Source organism: Streptomyces sp. NPDC036815, assembly GCF_055609205.1.
In genome coordinates this window covers 102,927-120,442 of the sequence record NZ_JBVJPW010000001.1, presented here as the reverse complement: position 1 = coordinate 120,442, position 17,516 = coordinate 102,927, and the positions used below count along the sequence as shown (strand labels likewise).

The 17,516-nt window shown below is 71.8% G+C and carries 18 protein-coding genes and 2 tRNA genes; 13 read left to right on the top strand and 7 right to left on the bottom strand.

Annotated features, from left to right (window positions below; genetic code table 11):
* Positions 1-204: 204 nt before the first annotated feature.
* The gene (locus tag ACZ69I_RS00625) at positions 205-1,182 is read left to right on the top strand and encodes a D-2-hydroxyacid dehydrogenase (RefSeq protein ID WP_470829836.1); all 978 of its coding nucleotides are present in this window, start codon (positions 205-207) and stop codon (positions 1,180-1,182) included.
* Between the two features lie 43 nt (positions 1,183-1,225).
* Positions 1,226-2,635: an amidase gene (locus ACZ69I_RS00620; protein WP_470829834.1), complete on the top strand. Its 1,410-nt coding sequence runs from the start codon at positions 1,226-1,228 to the stop codon at positions 2,633-2,635.
* A gap of 13 nt (positions 2,636-2,648) precedes the next feature.
* Here ACZ69I_RS00620 and ACZ69I_RS00615 read toward each other — a convergent pair whose 3' ends face one another.
* Complete coding sequence (locus ACZ69I_RS00615; RefSeq protein ID WP_467669749.1) at positions 2,649-3,149, bottom strand: DUF3830 family protein; 501 nt, start codon at positions 3,147-3,149, stop codon at positions 2,649-2,651.
* Between the two features lie 97 nt (positions 3,150-3,246).
* Here ACZ69I_RS00615 and ehuB point away from each other — a divergent pair, with 97 nt between their 5' ends.
* The 9 genes from ehuB to ACZ69I_RS00570 all read left to right on the top strand — a co-directional run bounded on the left by ehuB (position 3,247) and on the right by ACZ69I_RS00570 (position 10,066).
* Positions 3,247-4,179 (top strand): ectoine/hydroxyectoine ABC transporter substrate-binding protein EhuB, encoded by a 933-nt coding sequence (gene ehuB, locus ACZ69I_RS00610; protein ID WP_470829832.1) that lies wholly within the window; start codon positions 3,247-3,249, stop codon positions 4,177-4,179.
* Complete coding sequence (ehuC, locus tag ACZ69I_RS00605; RefSeq protein WP_467669753.1) at positions 4,176-4,910, top strand: ectoine/hydroxyectoine ABC transporter permease subunit EhuC; 735 nt, start codon at positions 4,176-4,178, stop codon at positions 4,908-4,910. The genes ehuB and ehuC overlap by 4 nt, the downstream gene beginning before the upstream one ends.
* Complete coding sequence (gene ehuD / locus ACZ69I_RS00600) at positions 4,907-5,554, top strand: ectoine/hydroxyectoine ABC transporter permease subunit EhuD (RefSeq protein WP_467669755.1); 648 nt, start codon at positions 4,907-4,909, stop codon at positions 5,552-5,554. Before ehuC ends, ehuD begins: the two co-directional genes overlap by 4 nt.
* A complete protein-coding gene (gene ehuA, locus ACZ69I_RS00595; protein WP_467669757.1) occupies positions 5,544-6,359 on the top strand; it encodes an ectoine/hydroxyectoine ABC transporter ATP-binding protein EhuA in 816 nt (271 codons plus the stop codon). Before ehuD ends, ehuA begins: the two co-directional genes overlap by 11 nt.
* A 163-nt stretch (positions 6,360-6,522) precedes the next feature.
* The gene (locus tag ACZ69I_RS00590; protein WP_467669759.1) at positions 6,523-7,290 is read left to right on the top strand and encodes an IclR family transcriptional regulator; all 768 of its coding nucleotides are present in this window, start codon (positions 6,523-6,525) and stop codon (positions 7,288-7,290) included.
* Positions 7,291-7,360: 70 nt separating this feature from the next.
* Positions 7,361-7,434, top strand: a tRNA-Lys gene (locus ACZ69I_RS00585).
* A gap of 142 nt (positions 7,435-7,576) precedes the next feature.
* Positions 7,577-8,257, top strand: a complete 681-nt coding sequence (locus ACZ69I_RS00580) for a DedA family protein (protein ID WP_470829830.1) — start codon at positions 7,577-7,579, stop codon at positions 8,255-8,257.
* Positions 8,258-8,288: 31 nt separating this feature from the next.
* Positions 8,289-9,431 carry a sensor histidine kinase gene (locus ACZ69I_RS00575; RefSeq protein ID WP_470829829.1) on the top strand — a complete coding sequence of 381 codons (1,143 nt, stop codon included), beginning with the start codon at positions 8,289-8,291 and terminating at the stop codon, positions 9,429-9,431.
* Positions 9,422-10,066 carry a response regulator transcription factor gene (locus ACZ69I_RS00570; protein WP_467669765.1) on the top strand — a complete coding sequence of 215 codons (645 nt, stop codon included), beginning with the start codon at positions 9,422-9,424 and terminating at the stop codon, positions 10,064-10,066. The genes ACZ69I_RS00575 and ACZ69I_RS00570 overlap by 10 nt, the downstream gene beginning before the upstream one ends.
* A gap of 53 nt (positions 10,067-10,119) precedes the next feature.
* Here the strand turns inward: ACZ69I_RS00570 and ACZ69I_RS00565 are convergent, their stop codons facing one another.
* From ACZ69I_RS00565 to ACZ69I_RS00540, 6 genes are all read right to left on the bottom strand, one after another.
* Positions 10,120-10,440, bottom strand: a complete 321-nt coding sequence (locus ACZ69I_RS00565; RefSeq protein WP_467669767.1) for a hypothetical protein — start codon at positions 10,438-10,440, stop codon at positions 10,120-10,122.
* A 94-nt stretch (positions 10,441-10,534) separates the two neighbouring features.
* On the bottom strand, positions 10,535-12,196 hold the full coding sequence (locus tag ACZ69I_RS00560) for an AMP-binding protein (RefSeq protein ID WP_470829827.1): 1,662 nt from the start codon (positions 12,194-12,196) through the stop codon (positions 10,535-10,537).
* A gap of 181 nt (positions 12,197-12,377) precedes the next feature.
* Positions 12,378-12,980: a lytic polysaccharide monooxygenase auxiliary activity family 9 protein gene (locus ACZ69I_RS00555; protein ID WP_470829826.1), complete on the bottom strand. Its 603-nt coding sequence runs from the start codon at positions 12,978-12,980 to the stop codon at positions 12,378-12,380.
* 79 nt (positions 12,981-13,059) lie between these two features.
* Positions 13,060-13,728 carry a nucleoside/nucleotide kinase family protein gene (locus ACZ69I_RS00550; RefSeq protein ID WP_470829825.1) on the bottom strand — a complete coding sequence of 223 codons (669 nt, stop codon included), beginning with the start codon at positions 13,726-13,728 and terminating at the stop codon, positions 13,060-13,062.
* Positions 13,712-14,896, bottom strand: coding sequence for an SPFH domain-containing protein (locus ACZ69I_RS00545; RefSeq protein ID WP_470829823.1), 1,185 nt, complete (start codon positions 14,894-14,896; stop codon positions 13,712-13,714). Before ACZ69I_RS00545 ends, ACZ69I_RS00550 begins: the two co-directional genes overlap by 17 nt.
* A gap of 94 nt (positions 14,897-14,990) precedes the next feature.
* On the bottom strand, positions 14,991-16,322 hold the full coding sequence (locus tag ACZ69I_RS00540) for a peptidoglycan-binding protein (RefSeq protein WP_470829822.1): 1,332 nt from the start codon (positions 16,320-16,322) through the stop codon (positions 14,991-14,993).
* Positions 16,323-16,529: 207 nt separating this feature from the next.
* On the opposite strand from ACZ69I_RS00540, the gene ACZ69I_RS00535 reads away from it, so the two are divergent.
* A tRNA-Lys gene (locus ACZ69I_RS00535) sits at positions 16,530-16,603 on the top strand.
* An 89-nt stretch (positions 16,604-16,692) separates the two neighbouring features.
* Positions 16,693-17,406: a FadR/GntR family transcriptional regulator gene (locus tag ACZ69I_RS00530; RefSeq protein WP_467669779.1), complete on the top strand. Its 714-nt coding sequence runs from the start codon at positions 16,693-16,695 to the stop codon at positions 17,404-17,406.
* Positions 17,407-17,516: the final 110 nt, after the last annotated feature.

The window sequence follows — 17,516 nt, the reverse complement described above, 5'->3', positions numbered from 1 at the left end:
GACGGGGATACTGCGCGGACGTACCGCACAGAGTGTGAGAGCGGCTGCACGGAGAGTACTGGTTCGCCGCACTGCCGGTACAGCAGTGCCTCTGTTGACGAAGGTAGGTTCGGGTGCGAGCGTGGTCAATCCGCACATCTCAGACGGCCGGGTCGAGTTTCCGACGCGGCGTGGCCGTACCTCTGACCGGGAAGCGGAACCTCATTGCGAAACGGTTTCCCCTCGACGTCCGAAACGACCGTTCTTGTCCTTGACGCCGCACCCCCCGCGCCCCCGCCGCGGCTCGGCAGCCTGACCGGACGCGCCCGCGTCCTGCACGCCGATGGGGCCACGCTGGCCGAGCGGCTGCCGCTCGCCGACGTGTTGCTCGTGTGGGACTTCTCCTCGGACGCGGTGCGCCGCGCCTGGCCCGGCGAGGGGCCGAGACCTCGCTGGGTGCACACCGCGAGCGCGGGCGTGGACCATCTGATGTGCCCCGAACTCGCCGCGTCCGACGCGGTGGTGACCAATGCGCGCGGCGTCTTCGACCAGCCCATCGCGGAGTACGTCGCGGCGCTCGTCCTCGCCATGGCCAAGGACCTGCCGCACACCCTGGAGCTGCAGCGCGAGCGCTCCTGGCGACACCGCGAGACACGGCGGATCGCGGGCACGCGCGCGTGCGTCGTCGGCTCGGGGCCCATCGGGCGGGCGATCGCGCGGACCCTGACGGCGCTGGGCATCACCACGGCGCTGGTGGGCCGCACCTCCCGCGCCGGTGTGCACGGGCCCGACGACCTCGACCGGCTCCTCGCGCGCGCCGACTGGGTGGTGTGCGCGGCGCCGCTCACGGACGACACGCGCGGCATGTTCGACGCGCGGCGCTTCGGCGTCATGCAGCCCTCCGCGCGCTTCGTCAACATCGGCCGCGGCCCGCTCGTCGTCGAGGACGACCTGGTGGCGGCGCTGGCCGGGCGGTGGATCGCGGGCGCGGCCCTCGACGTCTTCGAGCACGAGCCGCTGCCCGCGGACAGCCCGCTGTGGATGGCCCCCGGGCTGCTCGTCTCCCCCCACATGAGCGGCGACACGATCGGCTGGCGAGACGAACTGGGCGCCCAGTTCGTCGAGTTGTACGAGGCGTGGGAGGCGGGACGGCCGCTGGCGAACGTGGTCGACAAGGAACGCGGCTATGTCCCAGGGCATTGATCACGCCTCACCCCCACCCCCGTCTGCCTTCTGAGGAGCGTGCATGACCGAGCTCACGGATCTCACCGCGGTACAACTCGTGGACGGCTACCGCAAGGGCGAATTCAGCCCGGTCGACGCGGCCCGCGCCACGCTGCGCAGGGCCGAGGAGACCCAGCCGGCGGTGAACGCGTTCGTGCGGATCGAACCGGAGACGGCGTTGGCGCAGGCCGAGGCCAGTGCACTGCGGTGGCGGCGGGGCGAGCCGCAGGGCCTTGTGGACGGCGTTCCCGTGACGGTGAAGGACCTGCTCCTGATGCGCGGCGGGCCGACCCTGCGCGGTTCGAGGACCGTCGGCCCGGAGGGCAAGTGGAACGAGGACGCCCCCTCGGTCGCCCGCCTGCGCGAGCACGGCGCGGTGTTCATCGGCCGCACCACGACCCCGGAGTTCGGGTGGAAGGGCGTCACGGACAGTCCGCGCACCGGCATCACCCGCAATCCGTACGACACGTCGCGCACCTCGGGCGGCTCCAGCGGTGGCAGCGCGGTCGCCGTGGCGGTCGGCGCGGGTCCGCTGTCGCTCGGCACGGACGGCGGGGGTTCGGTGCGGATCCCGGCGGCGTTCTGCGGGATCTTCGCGATGAAGCCGACGTACGGGCGCGTGCCGCTGTATCCGGCGAGCCCGTTCGGGACGCTCGCCCACGTGGGCCCGATGACGCGGGACGCGGCGGACGCGGCGCTGATGATGGAGGTCATCACCGGTCCCGACGCCCGTGACTGGTCCCAACTGGGCGCGGTGGCGGGCAGTTTCCGCGCGGGTCTGGACGGCGGGGTGCGCGGCCTGCGCGTCGCCTACTCCCCCTCGCTCGGCGGCCAGGTCGCGGTGCGGCCCGCGGTCGCGGCGGCGGTGCGGCGGGCGGTCGAGTCCCTCGCGGCGCGGGGCGCGTACGTCGAGGAGGCCGACCCCGACTTCTCCGAGCCGGTGGAGGCCTTCCACACCCTGTGGTTCAGCGGAGCGGCGCGCGTCGTGCAGCATCTGGCGCCCGCCCAGCGGGAGTTGCTCGAACCGGCGCTGCGGGAGGTGTGCGGGCAGGGTGCGCGGTACAGCGCCCTGGACTACCTCGCGGCCGTCGACGTGCGCATGGACCTCGGACGCCGCATGGGCCGCTTCCACTCGACGTACGACCTGCTGGTCACGCCGACGCTGCCGATCACGGCGTTCGAGGCGGGGATCGAGGCGCCACGCGGTTCCGGGCACCGGCGCTGGACGGGCTGGACCCCGTTCACGTACCCCTTCAACCTCACCCAGCAGCCCGCAGCGACGGTGCCCTGCGGGGTCGATGACGAGGGGCTGCCCATCGGGGTGCAGATCGTGGGCGCGCGCCACGCCGACACGGTGGTGCTGCGGGCGGCGCACGCGCTGTACGAGGCGGGCAGCGCGGATCTCGCGCCGCCCGCGCCGGTGGTGAGCTGAACGGGAGGGGCGCTCAGGCGCGTTTGAAGTTCAATGTTTCTCCCTGTGCGCCCGCGCGCCACAGGTCGTTGCAGGCCTCGGCCATCCGGTCGAGGCCTTCGACGATCTGGCCCCAGACGATGCCGGGGACCCAGCCGACGTCACCGTTCAGGAGCAGGTTGTTCCGCTCGTAGAACAGGGCGAGGTCGACGACCGTGGTGCCCGCCCGCACGTCGGCCTCCGCCTCGTAGCCGTACGCCTGGGTGCCCAGTTCCGTGCCCGAGAAGGAGAAATAGCAGAGGTCTCCCGGGATGGGAGTGACGGTCGGGTTCTCCAGGGGCGGCTCCCGGTCCGCGAAGGCCGGGAAGAGGGCATAGATCTCATTGCGCGCGTACTTCGCGTGATAGACGTCCGAGCCGAGTGGCAGCCCCTCCCAGACCGCCGCGCAGGTCACCGGGGCCCGGTCGTCGAGCAGCTTTGCCGTGCACTGAACTCCCCGCTTGGCGAGGGAGACTTCGATGAATCGCTCTGGCATGTGTCCCATGCTCCTCCTCGGGTCAAGAGGACAACGATTGCATCAGGGGCCGGAATTCATCGGCATAACTCGCGTCGAGCCGGGTAGCCGCGCGCCCATGGCTCCACCACTTGGGAACAACGAGGGATTCACCGGCAGAGCGGTCCGCCGCCGCGCCCTGCTCACCGGAGCGGGCGGAGCGGCTCTGGGCGCTTTCGGGGTCTCGGCATGCAGCCGGGTACCCGACGAGGGGAAGGTTGAGGGGGGCGATCTGCTGGACAGGTTGCGCGACAGCGGTACGGTCAGGATCGGTGTCGCGGGCGAGGTCCCGTTCGGCTACATCGACGAGAACGGCGAGGTCACCGGGGAGGCGCCGGCGATCGCCAAGGTCATCTTCCCGCGCCTGGGGGTGCCCGAGGTCAAGGCGGTGCCCACGAAGTTCGGCGCCCTGATCCCCGGCCTGACGCAGGCGCGCCAGTTCGACGTGGTCTCGGCGGGCATGTACATCAACCCGACGCGGTGCGAGCAGGTCCTCTTCTCCGACCCCGACTACCTCATGCTCGACTCCTTCATCGTGAAGAAGGGCAACCCGCACGGCATCAAGGGGTACGAGGACATAGCCAAGAAGGGGCTGAGGCTGGCGAGCGGCACCGCCTACGCGGAGATCGACTACGCCAAGGCGGCGGGCGTGAAGTCCGTGCTCGTCCTGCCCGACCAGGTGGCGGGGATGGACGCCGTGTCCCAGGGCCGGGTGGACGCCTTCGCCGGCACCAACGTCACCGTCCGCACGGTGATCAAGAACAACCCGCGCGTCGAGGCGACGAAGCCCTTCCAGCCCGTCGTCGACGGCAAGCCGGCCTACGGCGCCGGCGGCTTCGCCTTCCGGCTCTCCGAGAAGAACCTGCGGGACGCCTTCAACAGGGAGCTCCACAAGCTCAAGAAGAGCGGTGAACTCCTGCGCATCGTCAAGGAGTTCGGCTTCACCGAGGCCGAGATGACGGACCTCACCGTGACCAGGCTGTGTCCCCCGGCGAAGGGCGCCTCCTCATGATGTCGTCGGAGTTCTTCGGGAACTGGTTCCTGCCGGGCATCTGGATCACCGTCCAGGTCACCTTCCTCAGCGCGGCACTCGCCTTCGTGATCGCCTTCCCGATCGGCGTGCTGCGCACGAACCGGCTCTGGATCGTGCGGTTCCTCGCCGGGGCCTACTTCGAGATCTTCCGCAGCACCTCGTCGCTGGTCTTCATGTTCTGGATCGCGTTCACGGTGCCGCCGGTCTTCAACATCAGCTTCCAGCCGATGTTCGCGGGCATCCTCGCGCTCGGCATCACCTACGGGGCGTACGCCTCCGAGATCGTGCGCGGCGCGCTCGCCGCGGTGCCGCCCGCGCAGCGCGAGGCGGGCATCGCCCTGAACTTCACCCCCACGCAGCGGCTGCGCCGCATCGAACTGCCGCAGGCCTGGCCGGAGATGATCCCGCCGTTCAACAACCTGCTCATCGAGCTCCTGAAGGGCACCTCCCTCGTCTCCCTCATCGCGGTGGCCGACATGACCTTCGCCGGTGACCTGCTGCGGCTCGTGAAGAGCGAGAGCGCGCCGATCTACACGCTGCTGCTCGCCCTGTACTTCGTCTTCGCGTTCGTCCTCACCCGCGGCATGCGGCTCCTGGAGCGGCACGCCAAGAAGCGGGTGGGCCAGACGCCCGAGAAGACGAGCCTGTTCGGCGGGATGCGCTCCAAGTCGACGATCGATGCCGTCACCGGCACGGGGGGTGCCAAGTGAACTGGAACTGGGATCACGTCGACGACTTCATGCCGCTCTTCTGGGACGGCGTGGAGCTCACCCTCAAGGCGCTGTTCTTCGGCACCCTGATCGCCTTCTCCCTCGGCCTGGTCTGGGCCGTCGCCCAGCGCTCGCCGAAGAAGTGGATCCGCTGGCCGGTCACGATCGTCACCGAGTTCATCCGGAACACCCCGCTCCTGGTGCAGCTGTTCTTCCTGTTCTACGTGGTGCCGGAGTGGGGTCCCTCGATGTCCCCGCTCACCACGGGCATCGTCGGGCTCGGGCTGCACTACTCGACGTACACGTCGGAGGTCTACCGCGCCGGCATCGACGGCGTACCGGCCGGCCAGTGGGAGGCGGCGACCGCGCTCAGCCTCTCCAAGCGCCGCACCTGGACGTCCGTGATCCTGCCGCAGGCGGTGCGCCGGGTGATCCCCGCGCTCGGCAACTACGTGATCGTCATGCTGAAGGAGTCGCCGCAGATGTCCGCCATCGGCGCGCTCGACATGCTGGGCCAGGCCCAAGGCTACAGCCAGACGACCTTCACCTACGAGGCGATCAGCGTGGTCGGTGTCGCCTTCATCGTCATCGCCTACCCGGCCTCACTTCTTCTGCGAGTTTTGGAGCGTCGCCTTGTCCGCTGACAGCAGCACTTCCCAGGAAATCCCCAACCCCGCCGTCGACGGCAGCGAGCTGATCCGCTTCGACAAGGTCGTCAAGCGCTACGGCTCGAACACCGTCCTCGACGAGCTGGACTTCTCCGTCGCCTCCGGCAAGCACGTGACGCTGATCGGCCCGTCCGGTTCCGGCAAGACCACGATCCTGCGGCTCCTGATGACGCTGGTGAAGCCGGAGCAGGGAACCATCAAGGTGGGCGGCAAGTACCTCACCCACGAGGAGAAGAACGGCAAGCTCGTCCCCGCGGGCGAGAAGCACGTCCGCGAGGTCCGCAAGAACATCGGGATGGTCTTCCAGCAGTTCAACCTCTTCCCGAACATGAAGGTGCTCAGGAACATCACCGAGGCGCCCGTCAGCGTCCTCGGCATGTCCAAGGACGAGGCCGACGTGCGGGCCCGCGAGCTGCTCGACCTGGTCGGGCTCGGCGACCGCTGCGACGCCTATCCGACCCAGCTCTCCGGCGGTCAGCAGCAGCGCGTCGCCATCGCGCGCGCCCTGGCGATGCGTCCCCAGGTCCTGCTGCTCGACGAGGTGACGTCGGCGCTCGACCCGGAGCTGGTGGCGGGCGTCCTCGACGTGCTCCGCGACATCGCGCACACCACGGACATCACGATGCTGTGCGTGACGCACGAGATGAACTTCGCCCGGGACATCTCGGACCAGGTGCTCATGTTCGACTCGGGCCGGGTCATCGAGTCCGGGACCCCGGAGAAGATCTTCACGGAGCCGGAGCACGAGCGGACCCGCGAGTTCCTCAGCGCGGTGCTGTGAGCCCGCACCGGGCTTGACGTGGGCATATGCCAAAGTGGCGCGTTCCCGCCGATCAGACGGGAGCGTGCCACCAATCTCCTCAACCGTCGCTCCGAATGCGCCACTTGACGGTTATCGTGGACCGAGTCCAGCTGTCCGGAACCGTTCCACGCAGGGGGATGCCGTGGCGTTGAAGCACGAGGCGACCACGCCGCACCGCTCCGTCCAGAGCGCCCTGCGAGTCCTTGAGACCGTGGCCCGGCACGGCACCGGCGTGACCGCCGCCCGCATCGCCAGGGACACCGGTCTCCCCCTGGCCCAGCTGGTCCCCCTGCTCGGCATGCTGCGCAGCGAGGGGTACGTGGAGCAGCTCACCGGCGAGAGCGCCGGTGCGTACGTGACCGGGGAGACGCTCAGCCGCCTCGGCTCGGCCCAGCACCACGCCGAGGCGCTGCGCGAGAAGCTCCGCAAGACCCTCGACGGACTGCGCGACTCCATCGGCGCCGCCGTCTACATCAGCCGCTACGTGGACGGCGAGGTCCGCGTCACCGACTTCGCCGCGGGCCCCCGCACCCCCGCGGTCAACGAATGGGTGGACTTCCGCTCCTCCGCCCACGCCAGCGCGGTCGGCAAGAGCCTGCTCACCCAGCTCGACGTGGACGGCCGCAGGGACCACCTCTCCCGCCACAAGATGGCCCGCCTCACCTCCCGGACGATCACGAACGAGCAGGTCCTGCTCAACCGCCTCGCCCGCCAGCCCGCGACGGTCCCGGTCCTCGACCTCCAGGAGTACGCGGTCGGCACGGTGTGCGCGGCGGTGCCGATCACCGCGGGCGCCGCGGTGGGCTGCCTCGCCCTCTCCCTGCCGGTCGAGCACGCGCACCGGCTGCGGGAGGCGGCGGACACGCTGAACCGCGGGGCGACGCCGGTTCTGCTGTCCCTGGCGATCTAGGGCGGACGGGGTCGGCGCGCGCGTGGTCGGAGGCACCCCCGCGCACCAGGTACTATTTATGAGTCAGCAGGCGCCGCTAGCTCAGTTGGTTAGAGCAGCTGACTCTTAATCAGCGGGTCCGGGGTTCGAGTCCCTGGCGGCGCACTTGCGAATGCCGAAAGGGCGTTCCCGGTTTCCGGGGACGCCCTTTCGCGTGAGGCCGCGTTCTGGGGGTGTGGTTTCCCGCACCCTGTCTCGACGGCAACCCCCATACCGCCGCTGACCTGCGCTTTCTAGCGTTGCCTTCATGGACCTCATGACTCTCGCCCTCCCCCGGGAACCCGCCGGGGGCATCGCGGGCTGGGCCGCCGACCTCGTCGACGTGCTTGGCGGACCGGGCGCCGGGCTCGCCATCGCCCTGGAGAACCTGTTCCCGCCGCTGCCCAGCGAGGTGATCCTGCCGCTCACCGGCTTCGCCGCGGGGCAGGGCGTGATCAGCCTGTTCTCCGCGCTGTTCTGGACCACGCTCGGCTCCGTGACCGGCGCCGCCGCCCTCTACTGGATCGGGGTGCTCTTCGGACGCGAGCGCATGCACGCCCTGTGGGCGAGGCTGCCGCTGGTGAAGAGCTCCGACCTGGAGAAGACCGAGGCGTGGTTCGCCCGGCACGGCACCAAGGCCGTGCTCCTGGGCCGGATGGTGCCGATCTTCCGCAGCCTGATCTCCGTACCGGCCGGAGTGGAACGCATGCGCCTGCCGGTCTTCCTCGCCCTGACCACGCTGGGCAGCCTGGTCTGGAACACCGTCCTCGTCATGGCGGGCTACTGGCTCGGCGACCAGTGGGACGCGGTCGAGACGTACGTGGGCCTCCTCTCCAAGGCGGTCCTGGCCCTCGTCCTCCTCGCGGTCGCGGTGTACGTGGTGGTGCGCGTGCGCTCCCGCGACGGGAGCGGGCGGGGGGCCGGGCCCCGCCACCGCCGTGCGGACTAGGGTCCCCTGGGCTCGGCTAGGGTCGGGCGATGTGAAGGAGCCCGTCGCCGCCCCGTTCGTCCTGCGGGTCTGCGGTGTGCTCGTCGGCTGCCTCACCGCCGTGCTCGGCCTGCTGTACTTCGCCGGCGCCGGCGCGGGCCTCGGCGCCTTCCTGCTCTGGCCGCGCACCCGCGCCCGCGCCCACGCCCTCCTCGCGGCGGGCGCCCGCCGGCTCACCGCCCTGGAGCGGTGGCGCCGCTCCCTCTTCTTCCACGACGTCTTCCCCGAGCACCGCGCCTGCGACCAGCAGGTCCTGCGCTACCTCGCGGCCCGTACGTACTCCGGGCTGCTGTGCGCGGTCGTGGTCGGCCTCGTCGACTTCGGTGCCGTGCTCGCCGGGATCTTCGCCGTGTCGGTCACCCACTCCTCGATGACCTGGGTGGACCTGCTCAGCCAGGTCGTCCTCGGCGGCACCCTGCTCTTCCTCGCCGTGCAGGGACTGCGCGCCCTCACCGACCAGGACGCCCGCCTGGCCCGGGAGTGCTTCGGCCCCTCAGAACGCGAACTCCTGCAGCGCCGCATCGACGAACTGGCCACCAGCCGCGCCGCGGTGGTCCGGGCCGTCGACGTGGAGCGGCGCCGCGTCGAGCGCGATCTGCACGACGGCGTCCAGCAGCGCCTCGTCGCCCTCGCCATGCTGCTCGGCCGGGCCCGCCGCGGCCGCACCCCGGAGCGGGCCGACGCCCTGCTCGAACAGGCCCACAAGGAGGCGCGGGAAGTCCTGACGGAACTACGCGAGGTGGCCTGGCGGGTCTACCCCAGCGCGCTCGACAGCGTGGGCCTGCGCGAGGCGCTCGGCGGGGTGTCGGAGCGGTGCGCGCTACCCGTGCGCATCGAGTACGACGTGCCGCAGCCGCTGCCCTCCCCCGTCGAGACGGCCGCCTACTTCGTCGTGTCGGAGGCCGTGACCAACGCCGCCAAGCACGCGGCGGCCGAGGAGGTCTTCGTGCGCGTCCACCGGGACGGCCCCGCGCTCACCGTTCTCGTCCGCGACACCGGGACCGGCGGCGCCGACCCGGCGGGCAGCGGGCTCACCGGGCTGCGCAGCCGGGTCGCCGCGCTCGACGGCACCTTCCATGTCGACAGCCCTCCCGGAGGGCCCACCACGATCACCGCGGAGCTGCCGTGCGCGTAATCCTCGCCGAGGACTCGACCCTGCTGCGGGAGGGCCTGGTCCGGCTGCTCGCCGAGGAGGGCCACGAGGTCCTCGCCGCCGTGGGCGACGCCGACGCCCTGCTCCGCGAAGTCGGGGCGCACACGCCCGACGTCGTCGTCACCGACATCCGGATGCCGCCGGACCACACCGACGAGGGCCTGCGCGCCGCGGTGCGGATCCGCGAACTGCGCCCCGAGATCGGCGTGGTCGTGCTGTCCCAGTACGTGGAGCGCAACTACGCCGCGCAGCTGCTCACTTCGAGCGCCGAGCGGGTCGGCTACCTCCTCAAGGACCGCGTCGCCCAGGTCGAGGAGTTCCTCGACGCGCTGGAGCGGGTGCATGCGGGGGGCGCCGCCATCGACCCGGAGGTCGTACGGCAGTTGCTCATCCGCACCACGCACGTCGACCCGCTGACCCGGCTCACACCGCGGGAGCGGACCGTGCTCGAGGCCCTGGCGGAGGGCCACACGAACGCGGCGATCGGGCAGAAGCTGCACATCTCGCTGAGCGCGGTCGAGAAGAACCTGAACGCGATCTTCGACAAGCTGGGCCTGTCCCGCGCGCAGGGCTACAGCCGCCGGGTCCTCGCGGTGCTGCGGTACTTGGAGTCCTAGAGCCTGTCTTTGAACCCCCGCCTGCGCCCCGACGCCCGGCACGCTCGCGCGGCTCACGACAGGACGAAGCCGTCCATGAACAGGGCCGCCGCGAGCCCCGCCGCGAGCAGCCAGGTGCCGAGCCTCGTCCGGCCGCGGCGGCTCAGTTCGATGACGCCGCCGCAGAGGATGAGCAGCAGGCCGTAGACGCCGACGACCAGGACGGACGACCGGCTCGCGAGGCGCAGCGCGAGGACCACCGCCGCCGCTGCCATCAGCACCGAGGCCGCGGCGATGCGGGCGCGGCGGGCGCGGGCCGCGGGGGTGGGGCCCTGCTGGATCAGGGACGTCTCGTCCTGCCCTGGGCCGGTCTCGGTCTGTTCTGGCGCGCTCATGGACGTGGATCGTAATCGGTCAGACGAGCGGTTTTACCTAGTTGTGTCCCTTCCCCACGGATCCCTCACCTCCGCCTCCGGGGGGGGGCAGGTCTCAGAGGTCCAGGAGGGCGCCGCGCCCCCGCGCCTCGTACTGCGAGACCAGTTCCGTCACGTCGGAGGGCGTGAGCGGACGGTAGGCGGGCGAGTCCGGCGGGCGCCACCAGACGGGGTCCTGGCACCGGAAGCCCTCGCGGCGCAGCTCGCCACGGGCGACCTTGTTCGTCGCCGTCACCGGCATCCGGGGGAGCACGCGCACGAAGCGCGGCGCCATCTTCGTCCCCAGATCCGGCTGGGAGCGCAGGAACGCGGCGAAGGCGAGCGGGTCGAAGGGGGTGCCGGGGGCCGGTGCGAGCGCCGCCATGACCTGGTCCCCGGCGACCGGGTCCGGCACCGCGTAGACCGCCACCGCCGCCGCCCCGCCGTACCGCGCGAGGATGTTCTCGATCATCGCCGCCGCCAGGTTCTCGCTGTCCACCCGCAGCCGGTCGTCCTGGCGCCCCGCGAAGTAGAGGTAGCCGTCGGCGTCGCGGTAGAAGAGGTCGCCCGTCCAGTACCAGCCGTCCCTGACGCGTTCCGCCTGGGCCTCGTCGTTGCGCCAGTACCCCTCGAAGGGGTTCGGGCCCCGGTTCACCAACTCCCCTATCGCCGCGCGCCCGTTCAGCAGGCGCCCGGCCGGGGAGAACCGGGCCGCCGCGCACTCCCGCCGCGTCCCGGGGTCGACCACCGCGAGGTCGTCGCCGGGTGCGGCGCGGCCGATCGCCCCGGTCGGCGTGTCCGGGGTGCGCTGGATCGCCGCGCCGCCCTCGGAGGACCCGTACCCCTCGACGAGCCGCACCCCGAACCGTTCCTCGAAGCGCGCCGCGTCCACCGCGCCCGCCTCGGTCCCGAAGCCGACCCGCAGGGGGTTGTCCCGGTCGTCGGGGCGTTCGGGCGTGGCCAGGACGTACTGGACCGCGCGGCCCACGTACGTGAAGTACGTGGCTCCGAACCGCCGTACGTCCGGCAGGAACCGGGACGCCGAGAAGCGCTCGCGGAGCGCCACGCCCGCCCCCGCGGCCAGCGCCGGCGCCCAGTCCGCGATCACCGCGTTGCCGTGGAACATGGGCATGCAGATGTAGTGGGTGTCCGAGGGGCGGATGCCGAAGTGGGCGACCAGGGAGCGGCCCGCCGCCGCGAGGCGGCCCTGGCTGCAGATCGCGGCCTTGGGGGCGCCGGTCGAGCCGGAGGTGAAGTAGAGCAGCATGCGGCTGCCGGGGCGCACGGTCCTGGCGATGTCCGGCTTCGCGTCGGCGTAGGGGGCGAGCAGTTCACGGTAGGCCGCCGTGTCGGTCACCAGGAGGCGCACGTCCGGGAGTTGAAGGCCGTCGAGCAAGGGTAGGTGTGCTCGCTGTGTCACCAGGACCTGGCAGTCGGTGTGCAGGATGTCGCGGGCCAGTTCCGCACCGCGCCGGGTGGGGTTGATGCCCGCCACCGCCGCGCCCGCGAGCGCCGCCGCGCTCAGCCAGAGGGGGTATTCGGGGGTGTTGTCGAGCAGGACGCCGATGTGGGGCTCACCGCGCGGCGTCAGGAGGCCGGCGAGCAGGGCGGCCCGCGCCGCGGCGCCCGCCGCCAGCTGGTGGTGGGTCAGTTCGCCGCCCGGGTGGCGCAGTCCGGTGCGGTGGTCGCCCCACCGCACCCGTACGAGTTCCGCGACGGTGGTTCCGGTGCTCTCCATGACCGCGCACCATAATTGACGTACCGTCAGATGTAGACCCTGCGCACGCCGTGAGGTCGGCACGGCGTGCGCAGGACCTGCCTGTGGGGTGTGGGGAAGGGCCACCCTCAGGCGCGGGTCGGGCAGTTGGTCCGGCCAGAACCGGACGTCAGGGCCGGTCAGAACTCGACGTCAGGACCGGTCAGAACTGGACGTCCGAGCAGGCGTAGAACGCGTTCGAGGTGTCCGCGACCGTCCAGACGGCGACGATCACGTGGTGACCGCTGCGTCCGCTCGGGATGGCGCCGCTGTGCGACAGTGTCGCGGGCGGCTGCTGGCTGTTGTACGGCACGGTCAGGAACGGCGTGGTGTCCAGGGCGGACCTGGTCACCGCCTTGCTGTCGTCCCAGCCCTGCTTGGTGATGTAGTACTTGAAGTCGGTGGTGCGGTGACGCGCGGTGAACTGCCAGCGGAACGTGTAGTTCTGCCCGCCGCTCACCTTGGTCGTGGGCCAGGCCCCGCCGCCCGGCGTCCTGGGCGAGTTGAGCTGGTCGAAACCGGCTATGCCCGCCGAACAGATCTTGCCGTCCGCGGGCCCGCCCGCCGGGAAGCCCTTGGGGCCCTCGACGCTCTGCGGCTCGTACTGGATGGAACCGCAGTTGGTCACCACGCCCTTGGCGCAGTTGATCTGGCGGCTGGCGGGCAGATCGGTGTAGCCGTGGCTGCTGGCGCCACTGGCGGAGAGCGCGAACGCGCCGGCCGTACCGAGGCCGACCAGGGCCGCGTACATCTTCTTGTTTCGCATGTGCCGCTCCTGCCGAACGTGGGGAGTTCCGTGGGACGTGCGCGCACTGCGGTCTAGACCAAGCCTCAGATTATTGCCGTTAGTTGAACATGTCCATACCAATCGTGGAGAGGATCCGTCCGCATCGCCCGCGGGACGTCGCGACCAGTTCACCGTTGGGCGTGTCATTCACCGCGACCCAGACGGCGGCCGCCTCCGGCGCAAGCCCGCCGGTCAACTGCCGCTCCACCAGCCTCTGTTGCCGTACCTCTGCTGGTGAGTCGACGTACCAGCACTCCCCCATCAGGGCATGCGCCGCGCGCCAGCCGGGCAGATCGCAGGCGAGGTAGTTCCCCTCGGTGATCACGAGCCGGGCGGCCGGGGCGACGCGGTGGCGGGCGGCGATCGGCTCGTGGAGCGTGCGGTCGTAATCGGGTACGTAGATGTCGTGCGCCGGGTCGTCGAGCACCCGGCGCAGCAGCGCGACGTACCCCGCCACGTCGAAGCTCGGCTCCGAACCCTTGCGGCCGGTGAGGCCGAGCCGCGCCAGCTGGTCGTTGGAGAGGTGGAAGCCGTCGAGCGGCAGATAGGCGGCGCCCTCCCCGATCCGTTCGACCAGGGCCCGCGCGAGGGTGGACTTGCCCGTGCCGGGCGGGCCCGCGATCCCGAGCACCGCGCGCGGGACGCCGTCGGTCAGCCGCCAGGCGTCGGCGGCGAGGCGGGCGAGGGAGGCGGCGGGGCCGGGGCGGTGGTCATCGGTGTTCTCCATGGCCCGTATAGAACGCCACCGTCAGGTCCTTCACCAAAGCCTTGCGCTCGTAGTCGTCGAGCTCCACCAGGCCCCGCGTGGTCAGCCGCGTCACCGTGTCCTCGACCGAGTCGACCACCGAGGTCAGGACGGTGTCGCGGTGGCGCGCGTCGAGCGCGGCGACCCGGCGGCGCTGCATCACGGCGGCGACCTCGGGGGCGTACTCGATGCGGGTGGGCCGGACCGAGAAGATCTCCAGGCCCACCGCCCCGGTGTCCGCGGCGAGCGCCCGGGTCAGCGCCGCACCGACGGCCTCGGTGTCGCGCAGGGTGGGGGCCTCGTCGTGGAAGGCGTCGGCGGGCAGCCGCGAGAGCACCCGGGCCGTGGCCGCCTCCACGCACTCCCGCAGGTACTCCTGGTGGTCCTCGATCGCGAGGGTCGCCCGCGCGGGGTCCTTCACCTGCCACACGACGAGGACGACGACGCGCAGGGCGACGCCGCCGCGGTCCACGGCCGGCATCGGCTCGCTCCGCCAGTGCCGCAGCCGTACGTCGACCCGGCGGCGAAGCAGCAGCGGGTTCACCCACATCAGGCCGGTGCGGCGGACAGTGCCCCGGTAGCGGCCGAAGAGGCTGAGCACCCAGGCCCTGCCGACCCGCCCGCGGGCCAGGCCGCCGAAGCCGAAGAGGCCGAGCGTCCCGGACCCGGCGAGCGACGCCCACTGCGCGGCCCCGAGCCCGGCGCCCTCGTACCCCGGCAGCCCCGTCACCCGCAGCGCGGGCTCCGGCAGCACGCCCGCCCACCACAGCGAGAGCGCGCCCCCGGCGATCCCCGCGCAGCCGCCGAGCACCCCGGCGAGGCCGGGCAGCACCCATGCCCGCCGTCCCCCGAGCGCGGGGCCGACGTCGGGCACGGGGCGCACCGGCGCCGCCGGCCCGGACGGCGCGGGCCGCCGGGCCGTGCGCGGCTGCTCCCCCGTCCCCTGCCTGCGCCGGACCACGGCGGGCGGGAGCGGTACGCCCGTCGCGTCGTCCGGGTCGTCGCGGAAGAGGAGGTGCACGGGGATCTCGGTGGTGGCCTCGCTCTGGATCACCCGCGGCCCGCGCGCGGGGCCCGGCTCGTTCGCCCCGCCGGACTGCGCGAACGGTTCCTGCGGGGACTGGGGCTGGGAAGCCGCCGTCGCACTCATCGGTGCCTCCGACTCATTCGTGCCTCGTTCTCGTTCGTGCCCGGGCCGCCTCCGCGTCCGGGCCCCGGGCCTGCGCACCGCGTCCCCGCCCCGCTCACCGGAACAACCGCCGCCACGTCTCCGGCCCCGGATAGCCGTCGGCCGCCGCGCCCCGCCAGCCCTGGGCCCGCTGGAACGCCTCCACGTTGCGCCGGTCGCTCTCGCTCCAGGCCGGTCCCGGGCCCCTGGCGTAGTGCCTGCCGAAGCCCTTCTTCACCAGCTGCCTGCCGAGCCGCTCGATCGCCGGGTCGGTCCGGCCGGGGCGGAAGAGGGCCCGGCCGGGGTAGGCGGGCGCGCCCGCACCGCTGCCGGTCACCGGCCCGTCCGCACCCGCGGCGGGGATGTTCCGCCCCTTGCCCTTCATCAGGTACGACCACGTCGTCGGCCCCGGCAGCCCGTCCGCGGCCCCGCCCCGCCAGCCCTGCGCCAGCTGGAACGCCCGCGTCGCCCTGCGGTCCGCCTCGCTCCAGCGCGGCCCCGGGCCCGCCCGGTAGAAGCGCTTGCCGCCCCGGGCGACCAGCGCCTTGCCGAGCTGCGTCACGTACGCGTTGTTCGCGCCGGGGCCGAAGGAGCGCGCGCCGGGGTACGGCGTCGGGACGGAGCCCGAGCCGCCCGGCGCGCCCTCGCTCACGCCCTTGTAGCGATAGGCCAGATAGCGGTCCCCGTTGGTCCAGTAGGCATAGGGGGTGGCTTGCTTCCTGGTGTGCGGGCGGGTCTGTTCGTACGCGGTGTAATGCGTGCGCGCGCCGTCCGTCCAGCCGCCGAAAATCGTCACGTGCGAGCCCTTCGTCGGGTTCGCCGGATTGTGGAACAGGAGAATGTCGCCGGGCTGCAGCTGTTCCTTGGCAATACGCACGGCATAGCTGCCGAGACTGCCCGTCCATTCGTTGCCGGTGAGATTCCACGCCATCGAGACAAAGCCCGAACAGTCCTGCCGATAGCCGTCGGGCCAGTACTTCTCCATGTCGTACGGCACCTTCGCCGCGACCCACTTCTGGGCCCGTTCGATGATCTCCGCCCGGGTGATCGCGCCATGGGTCGTCAGCCCCGGCGCGCCCGGCGTCGAGGTGGCCGCCCCGCCGTGCAGCGGGCTCACGCCGCCCTGCGGGTTGCCCGTGCCCTCGTCGGGGCCGTCGTCGGCGGGGGCCGCGCCCGGTACCACCGGATGGGTCCCCACCTCGGCCGATGCCACCGCGGGCAGGGTCTGGCCGCCGAGCACCGTGCCGGCCGCCGCGGCGAGCACGAGGGCGCGGCGGGCGCCGTGCGCGGCGGGGTGACCGCCGAGCCGCGGTGGCAGGACGTGCGCCGTGCGGCGCCAGTGGATACAGCCGGGACAATCGCAGTCGCTCTCGGGAAGGAATTCCTCGAACAGCGGAGCCGCCTCCATGCGATTCCCCTCACACCCCGTAAAAGAATGTACGCGCATCTGCACGTCCGTCAGTTTCGCAACTGTCCCGGGATACCGCATGTTGACGGTCCGAATGATGGAGCGGCCCCGCCCGGCACTCCCCCGAGGGCCCCCGGCCCCGGCGGGAAGGCCGCCGGGTGGTCCGGAGCATCCCTCGACGTCCGGTAGAGTTATCCAGGTCAGCGGGCGCCGCTAGCTCAGTTGGTTAGAGCAGCTGACTCTTAATCAGCGGGTCCGGGGTTCGAGTCCCTGGCGGCGCACAGACAGCGAAGGCCCTCCGTTCACGCGGAGGGCCTTCGTCGTGTCCGCGCGGGGCCGGTCCCCGTATCCGTACCGCTACCGTTGCGCCATGGCGCGCGACATCCAGGAGCGGATCAAGAAGCTCATCATCGACTCGAGGCTGCCCTCCGGGGCCTCGCTGCCGACCGAACCCGAGCTGATGGAGCGCCTGGGGGTCAGCAGGAACTCCGTCCGGGAGGCCCTCAAGGCGCTCCAGGCGATGGGCATCGTCGAGATCAGGCACGGCTTCGGGACGTACGTCGGCCCGATGTCCGTGGCCCCGATGATCGAGGGCCTCACCTTCCGCACGGTCGCGGGCCACTACCGCGGCGAGGACAGCCTGCTCCAGCTCCTGGAGCTGCGCGAGGCCGTGGAGACCGGGCTCATCGCGCGCCTCGCGGGCCGGGTGCCCGCCGAGGACCTGGCCGAACTCGACGCCTTGGTGGAACGGATGGAGTCCGAGGCGGCGTCCCCGGAGGCCGCCGTGCGCGCCGAGACCGACCGCGCCTTCCACGCCACGCTCTACCGGGGCCTCGGCAACATCCTCCTCGGCGAGGTCCTCGAGGCCTTCTGGGACGCCTTCCACCGGGTGCGGACCGATCTGGTGGACGTGCCGCAGGACCCCTCGGTCACCTGCCGCCAGCACCGGGAGATCCTGGCGGCGGTGCGCTCGGGCGACGCGCTCCGGGCCGAGCGGGCCATACGGGAGCACTTCGGCAATATTCGCACCCGTCTCAGCTCACCCGTCCCAACAGATGCCCCAATGCGCTCCTTTGACCGTTAACGCCTCGTTTCTCCCTTGCGATCACACCGTAGGGCGTAGAACCCTGTTTGGGAGCCATCGGCTCTCATGAGGCGGGCGGTACGGGGCAGTTGGGGGCCCGGGGCGGCCGC